Origin of the sequence: Rhodococcus sp. NPDC057014, from assembly GCF_042673295.1 — a bacterium.
Classification (GTDB): Bacteria; Actinomycetota; Actinomycetes; order Mycobacteriales; family Mycobacteriaceae; genus Rhodococcus_F.
Genome location: NZ_JBHUSF010000071.1, coordinates 27,103 through 33,700 on the forward strand (window position 1 = coordinate 27,103; position 6,598 = coordinate 33,700).

At 67.8% G+C, this 6,598-nt stretch carries 9 protein-coding genes; 5 read left to right on the forward strand and 4 right to left on the reverse strand.

Annotated elements, in window-relative coordinates; translation table 11 throughout:
• Window positions 1–19 precede the first annotated feature (19 nt).
• Window positions 20–1,075: an SDR family oxidoreductase gene (locus ACFTZB_RS16595; RefSeq protein ID WP_378433003.1), complete on the reverse strand. Its 1,056-nt coding sequence runs from the start codon at window positions 1,073–1,075 to the stop codon at window positions 20–22.
• Between the two features lie 91 nt (window positions 1,076–1,166).
• Here ACFTZB_RS16595 and ACFTZB_RS16600 point away from each other — a divergent pair, with 91 nt between their 5' ends.
• Complete coding sequence (locus tag ACFTZB_RS16600; RefSeq protein WP_095862339.1) at window positions 1,167–1,484, forward strand: helix-turn-helix transcriptional regulator; 318 nt, start codon at window positions 1,167–1,169, stop codon at window positions 1,482–1,484.
• Window positions 1,485–1,488: 4 nt separating this feature from the next.
• Here the strand turns inward: ACFTZB_RS16600 and ACFTZB_RS16605 are convergent, their stop codons facing one another.
• Both ACFTZB_RS16605 and ACFTZB_RS16610 read right to left on the reverse strand, forming a co-directional pair.
• Window positions 1,489–1,962: a hypothetical protein gene (locus ACFTZB_RS16605; protein ID WP_124391030.1), complete on the reverse strand. Its 474-nt coding sequence runs from the start codon at window positions 1,960–1,962 to the stop codon at window positions 1,489–1,491.
• 61 nt (window positions 1,963–2,023) lie between these two features.
• Entirely contained in the window at window positions 2,024–2,839 is an 816-nt protein-coding gene (locus ACFTZB_RS16610) for a DUF72 domain-containing protein (protein WP_378433006.1), read from the reverse strand.
• 82 nt (window positions 2,840–2,921) lie between these two features.
• Between ACFTZB_RS16610 and ACFTZB_RS16615 the strand changes: the two genes are divergently transcribed.
• From ACFTZB_RS16615 to ACFTZB_RS16630, 4 genes are all read left to right on the forward strand, one after another.
• Complete coding sequence (locus ACFTZB_RS16615; RefSeq protein WP_087555190.1) at window positions 2,922–3,242, forward strand: GYD domain-containing protein; 321 nt, start codon at window positions 2,922–2,924, stop codon at window positions 3,240–3,242.
• 79 nt (window positions 3,243–3,321) lie between these two features.
• A complete protein-coding gene (locus tag ACFTZB_RS16620) occupies window positions 3,322–3,879 on the forward strand; it encodes a hypothetical protein (RefSeq protein WP_219459448.1) in 558 nt (185 codons plus the stop codon).
• 41 nt (window positions 3,880–3,920) lie between these two features.
• Window positions 3,921–4,775, forward strand: a complete 855-nt coding sequence (locus tag ACFTZB_RS16625; RefSeq protein ID WP_378433008.1) for an LLM class F420-dependent oxidoreductase — start codon at window positions 3,921–3,923, stop codon at window positions 4,773–4,775.
• A 117-nt stretch (window positions 4,776–4,892) separates the two neighbouring features.
• The gene (locus ACFTZB_RS16630) at window positions 4,893–6,299 is read left to right on the forward strand and encodes an ABC1 kinase family protein (protein ID WP_378433009.1); all 1,407 of its coding nucleotides are present in this window, start codon (window positions 4,893–4,895) and stop codon (window positions 6,297–6,299) included.
• 14 nt (window positions 6,300–6,313) lie between these two features.
• Here ACFTZB_RS16630 and ACFTZB_RS16635 read toward each other — a convergent pair.
• On the reverse strand, window positions 6,314–6,598 hold a 285-nt coding region (locus tag ACFTZB_RS16635), incomplete at its 5' end, for a VWA domain-containing protein (RefSeq protein WP_378433010.1).

A 6,598-nucleotide genomic window follows, 5' to 3' on the forward strand; every position in this document is an offset into this window, starting at 1 on the left:
CCGTAGCCCGTAGCCCGTGTCAGGGAATGATCTTCCGCGCCCGAAGGTCACGGAAGATGTCGAGGAACATCTGCTCGGTCTCGACGTGACGGTGAAAGCCGAACCTGCGCGCCTTCGACCCGTCGGCGATGACGTCGTAGTCCCAGCCGAAGACGAAGTCGCCGAACGCCCACGACGACACGTCCGAGTACGGCGTCGGCGCCAGTCCGTGCTTCGCGACCAGGTCGTTCCACACCCGTTCCTTGTCGGCCATGACGACGTCCATCGACATCGGCAGCGGCGGCGCGACGTCCAGTTCGAAGAAGTCGGCGATCTTCGGCAGCATCTCGTCCCAGCGGAACAGATCGCCATTGTTGATGTTGAAAGCCTGATTCGCGCACTCGGGCGTGGTCGCGGCCCAGACGGTCGCCTCTGCCAGCAGTCCGGCATCGGTCATCTCGATCAGACTCGTGTACGCGCCGGGCCTGCCCGGAAAGCGCAGCGGCACTCCGAGTTCCTTCGACATCGTGGCGTAGACGGCGATCACGAGCGCGAGGTTCATCGGGTTCCCGAGCGCGAATCCGCACACGACCGAGGGTCGGATCGCGGACCACGTCCAGCTCTTGCCGCGCTGACGGTCCTCGAGGAACTGCTGCTGATCGACGTTGAACTCGGGCGGCATGTGCGGCGGATCGCTCTCGCGCGCCGGCGTCTTGAACGGCCCGAGATGGGCGCCGTAGACCTTGTAGCCCTGCATCAGACTGATGTGCTCGAGCCCGGCGGCCGCGGGTTCGAGCGCGTTCACCGTGTTGACGAGCATCGCGACGTTGGGCGCGACGAGCTCAGCCCACGACGAACGGTCCTGGTAGGCGGCGTAGAAGATGTGGGTCGCGTCGCGGAGTTCGGCCAGCTTCTCGGCGGCGTCACGCTCGTCGAGCAGATCGACCGCGATGTGCCGCACCCGGTCGGTGTCGGGTCCGCCTCGGCGCGACAGTCCGACGATCTCCCAGTCTCCGGTCGCCTCGAGGTGCTCGATCAGATTGCCGCCGATCACCCCGCGCGCACCGACGACCACTGCCATTCTGCGCTTCGACATCACTCGACTCCTATCGGTATATCGCGAAGTTGCGATATACCGAGTCAAGCACATATATCGAAAAATCGCGATATGACGGTACGATGGGCCTGTGAGCGAACTTCCGGACCCGACCGACCTGGCCCTGGTCTTCAAAGCGCTGTCGAACCCGACCCGCGTGCGCATCCTGCAGTGGTTGAAGGAGCCCGACAGCTTTCCCCCACAACTCGAACCCGCGGAAGAGGTGGGCGTATGCCTGAAGCACATTCAGGCGAGAGCCGAGGTCTCCCAATCGACGGCCTCGCAGTACATGGCCGCCCTACAGAGCGCCGGACTGGTCACCAGCCATCGGATCGGCCAGTGGACCCACTACCGCCGCAACGAGGACCGGATCGCCCGGCTCGCCGACCACATCCGCACCGAACTCTGACGCCTCAGGGCATCTCCACGGTTTCGGCGCGCGCGATCTCGTCGAGCGCCCGGCGGACGTAGCCGTCGGCGGGCACCTCCGCTGCGCTCAGGAGGTCGGCGATCACCAGGATCGCGGCCTCGACGGCGTGCTCGGGCCTGCGCGGGTTCTCCTCGACGTCGGCCACACCGAGCGCGCCGGTCAGCACGGTGACCAGGGAGTCGACGTTCACGGCAGGCAACCAGAGCGCCGCCGCCCGCGCGCACCGGGTGAGCACCTCCTGCACGTCCTCCCCCGTCAGTCCGTCCGGGTGCAGCGTCTCGAGGAGTTCCCGGACCACCCCGGCCAGCACCGCGCCGACCTGCTCCGCGGGCAGGGCCGCCAGGTCTTCGGTCGCCTCGGTCAGCGCGGCCGCATCCGACGCCCGTGCCGCGACGATGGCGACGTCCAGCGCTTCGGCGATGTCACGCGCAACAGCAGGCCAGTGAGTGGGCCACATCCGGTAGATCCTCTTCTCGTATCCGTCGAACCGAGGCTACTGAATCATGGGGCACCGACAGTCAGCGCAGCCGCTCGATCAGCCGCAGCGCGTCGAACGGGGCGTACCCCTTCATGTCGTTGTCGAAGTAGGCGAAGCAGTCGAGCCCCTGCCCCCGCCACCGCTCGATCTTGCGCGCCCACTCGTCGAGGGCCTCGTCGGTGTAGCCGCTCGCATACAGTTCCTTGTCGCCGTGCAACCGCAGGTAGACGAAATCGCTCGTGACCGCCTCCACGAACGGATACCGGCCCGCCGTGTCGGCGACGACGAACGCGACGTCGTGCGCGCGGAGCAACTCCTGCGCCTCCTCCTCCTCGAAGCTGTGGTGGCGAACCTCGAGCGCATGACGGACGGGGCGGTCGGCGTCGGTTTCGGTCCACGTCCGGTCGTCGGTGAGTTTGTCGTCGTGCCGCGCGGCGACTGTCGCGGCCTCCGCGGTCGTCCGCGGCAACTGGTCCAGGAACGCCGCGAGGCTCGCCGCGTCGAACGCGAGCGTCGGGGGCAGTTGCCACAGCAGCGGTCCGAGCTTGGGGCCCAGCGCCAGCACCCCGGACGCGAGGAAGTTCGCCAGCGCCGCCTCGACACCCACGAGCCGCTTCATGTGCGTGATGTAGCGACCGCCCTTGACGGCGAACACGAAATCGTCCGGTGTCTCGTCACGCCATTTCGCAAAACTCGTCGGCCGCTGCAACGCATAGAAGGAACCGTTGATCTCGATGGACGTCAAACGCCCCGCGGCGTAGGCCAACTCCTTGCGATGCGCCAGGCCTTCCGGGTAGAAGTCGCCGCGCCACCCGGGATACGTCCAGCCGGAAATACCTACGCGGGCCTGCGCCATCTCCCGACCCTAGCGCGGAACCTATTGCATGTGGCCCGTCCCGGGAGAACCATGAGAAGACCCCACAATCGAGGAGGCACCGATGCCGAGATATCTCTGGCAGGTCACGTACTCACCCGAAGGCGCGAAAGGACTGCTCAGCGAAGGCGGCACCGCACGACGCGACGCGATCACCCAGATGGTCGAAAGCGTCGGGGGCACAGTCGAATCCTGCTACTTCGCACTGGGTGGCCGGGATCTGTTCGTGATCGGTGACGTGCCCGACGACGTGGCCGCCGCCGCGCTCGGCATCCGCACCGCCGCCTCCGGGGCGGCACGGTCGGAATCGGTAGTGCTGCTGACACCGGAGCAGGTGGACGACGCAGTTCGCCGCGACGCCGAATATCGGGCGCCCGGCAGCTGATCGACCCCACTGCCTGCGGCGGCGAATATCGTTCTGCAGGATGATGTGCGGCCGCGGAGTCGGCCGATACCGTCGAGCCATGTCTGCCGACCAGACCTACTCGACGACGGTGAATCCGTTCACCACCGACTCCGCTCGCCGTGCCCTGTTCGCACTGAGGGCCTTTCCCGCCGGCCTCGCCGCACTCGGCGCCGCCGCGATCGGGCAGCACCGGTGGGCCACGCGGTGGCAACTCGACGCCGCCGGCCGGTGGTCCGAACAGGCGCGTCCGTCGTCGCCGCTGCGCGTCCTCACCCACTCCGTGCTGTCTCTCCTGGTCGGGACGGTCGCATGGTTTGTGGTAGCCCTGAGCGTGATCGCCGCGTTCCGCGGGCTGTTCTACGGGCTGATCACCGACGACTCCTACGCGTACAGCTGGGGTGGCCCGACGCTCGCCGGTGCCTGGCTGGTGCATCTCGTACTCGGTCTGCTGCTCGTGCCGGTCGCCGTGTGGATCCTGCGGGGCATCGCGGTGCTGCAGACCGGACTCACCCGGCGCCTGCTCGGCGACGGCGGTCCGGCATGGGTCGTGCCCGTCGCGCTGGTCCTCGCCGTCGCCGGCGCACTGCTGTTCCGGTCGTGGCTCCACCAGATCTGAGATGCCGGAATGAATGTCCGCGAGGGACGGTTGCACGCCACATGACGGAGACCACAGGAGAAACCCCGCAGCTCGGACAGTTCGGCGTCTGGCGTCACGCCGGCGGATTGGCACCCGAGGTGGGTGCCGCGATCGAATCGGCAGGTTACGGCGCGATCTGGATCGGCGGTTCGCCGCCTGCCGACCTCGACGTCGCCGAGCGCCTGCTCGACGCGACGTCCACCATCACCGTCGCGACCGGCATCGTGAACATCTGGACCGCACCGGCCGACGAGATCGCGACCTCCTTCCACCGGCTCGAGGCCCGTCATCCGGGGCGCTTCCTCCTCGGCATCGGCGTCGGGCATCCCGAACAACCCGGTCTGAACTACAACAAGCCGTATGCCGCGCTCGTGGAGTACCTCGACGTCCTCGACGCCGCGGGGGTCCCGGCGGGACGACGCGTCCTCGCCGCGCTCGGCCCGAAGGTTCTCGAGCTGTCGGCGGCCCGCGCCGCGGGCGCCCACCCGTACCTGACCACTCCGCAGCACACCCGGGAGGCGCGTGAGCTGCTCGGCCCCGATGCGGTGATCGCACCGGAGCAGAAGGTCGTGCTCGACACGGATCCGGAACGGGCTCGTCCCGTCGGACGCGCGGCGGTCGAGAATCCGTACCTGCACCTGCGCAATTACGTCAACAACCTGAAGCGGCTCGGGTACACCGACGAGCAGATCGCGAACGGCGGCAGCGACGAGCTGATCGACGCCCTCGCCGCCCACGGCGACGCCCCCTACATCGCGGGCCGCCTCCGCGAACATCTGGACGCGGGCGCCGATCACGTCGCGATCCAGGTGCTGCCCGCCGGCGACGATCCCATCCCAGCCCTGCGGGAACTCGCGGGCGCACTGGGACTCTGAGTTCTGCTAACGAAATAGTGTGATGGCGGGTACCGCATACTGAAAGGCGTTCGCCGAAACGGTCGGGGTATGGTCCCCTTCTGAACGGCAGGCAGGACTGAACGCAAGGTAGGAACTGTGCACGAGCCAACGCCACGTCCAGTCGGCCCATACGCTTCGGGGCCGCCACCTGCAGCCCTGACCGTGCATTCCGCGAGACTCGACCGGTTCCGCGCGGCCGAGTTGTGGCGGGCGCTGGTCATCGGCGTGGTCGTCGTCGCCTACACACTGCTCGCGCTCGTCACCTGGCCCGTCCGGCGTCGCGGCCGCACCCTCGCGGACGCGGCGTCGGAGGGCCTGGTCAACGGATTCGAGGTGCTCGGCCCGACGTTCGTCAAGGTCGGGCAGCTGATGGCGTCGTCCTCCGGCGTGTTCCCCGCCCCGCTGGCCAACGCCTGCCTGCGATGTCTCGACGACGTGCCGCCGGTACCCGCGCAGGAAGCCCGCCGGGTGATCGAGGCAGATCTGGGACATCCCGTCGACGCGTTGTTCGCGTCGTTCGACGACGTCCCCCTCGCCGCCGCATCCGTCGCACAGGTGCACGGCTGCGTGCTCCCCGACGGCCGGGAAGCCGTCATCAAGGTGCAGCGCCCCGACATCTTCCGTCGCATGGTGGTGGACCTGCGCACCGCGTACTGGGGTGCGCGGATCCTCGAGAAACTGTTCGAGTTCTTCCGCATCGCCAACGCCACCGCCATCATCCGCGATCTCCACGCGGCCACGATGACCGAACTCAACAGCGCCGTGGAGGCCGACCGGCAGACCCGGTTCAGGACGAACATCGGCGCCTTCGGCGACAACAAGGGCGTCACCACCCCGGAGGTGTACTGGGACTACTGCGGTCCGCACGTCATCTGCATGGAACGCATGTACGGGCTGCCGCTCGACCGGTTCCCCGACCTCGTCCACATGGACACCCGCATGCTGATCCGCCGCGGCGTCAAGGTGTGGATCGAGTCGGTCATCCTGCACGGCCCGTTCCACGGCGACGTGCACGCCGGAAACCTGTGGGTCCTCGACGACGGGCGCATCGCGATGCTCGACTTCGGCATCGTCGGTGAGCTACCCGAATCGTGGCGGCAGATCCTGCGCGACATGTTCTACGCGACGCTGATCGACGGCGACTTCTCCCGCATGGCCCGCGGAATCCGCAGCCTCGGCTACGCGCAGGACAACGACGCCACCGACGACGAGATCGGCCTCCAGGTGGCGGCCGCCCTCGCACCCCTGCTGGGCCGGGACCTCGGCGAGTTGCGGCTCAGCGAACTCATCATGGCACTCATCGGCATCGGCAAGAATTGGGGCGTCGCCAGCCCGGAGGAACTCGTCCTGTTCGGGAAGCAACTCGGCTACTTCGAGCGGTACGCCACCGAACTCGCGCCCGGCTGGGTGATCGGACAGGACCTGTTCCTGTTCCGCAACGTCTTCCCCGACGCCGTCGCCGCGAAGGCTCGCGAACCCGGAGTGGACCTACCCGACGAGTGACTCGTGTCCGTGCGTCACCCGACCACACCCGCCGACTTCGCGGCGCGCAGCCAGTCGGGGAACTCACTGAGCAGGCGGCGGTACAGTTCGGCGTCGTCGATCCTGTCGAGGTCGTCGACGGCGAAAAACCCGGCGTTGTCGAGGGTCCGCCCGTCGAGGGTGTCGAGTTTCTCGAGCAGTCCGTAGTCGGCGCGGCCGATTCCGACGAACTGCCAGAACGCGGGCAGACTCGACGCCCGGCGCATGAGTTCGCTGATCTTGGCGCGCTGCTGGAATCCGCCGTCGGTGAAGAACAGCAC

Bases quoted from the DNA above. Each gene is read 5' to 3' on its own strand.
- ACFTZB_RS16595 (WP_378433003.1), bottom strand. From the start codon at position 1,075: ATGTCGAAGCGCAGAATGGCAGTGGTCGTCGGTGCGCGCGGGGTGATC.
- ACFTZB_RS16605 (WP_124391030.1), bottom strand. From the start codon at position 1,962: ATGTGGCCCACTCACTGGCCTGCTGTTGCGCGTGACATCGCCGAAGCG.
- ACFTZB_RS16610 (WP_378433006.1), bottom strand. From the start codon at position 2,839: ATGGCGCAGGCCCGCGTAGGTATTTCCGGCTGGACGTATCCCGGGTGG.
- ACFTZB_RS16615 (WP_087555190.1), top strand. From the start codon at position 2,922: ATGCCGAGATATCTCTGGCAGGTCACGTACTCACCCGAAGGCGCGAAA.
- ACFTZB_RS16620 (WP_219459448.1), top strand. From the start codon at position 3,322: ATGTCTGCCGACCAGACCTACTCGACGACGGTGAATCCGTTCACCACC.
- ACFTZB_RS16625 (WP_378433008.1), top strand. From the start codon at position 3,921: ATGACGGAGACCACAGGAGAAACCCCGCAGCTCGGACAGTTCGGCGTC.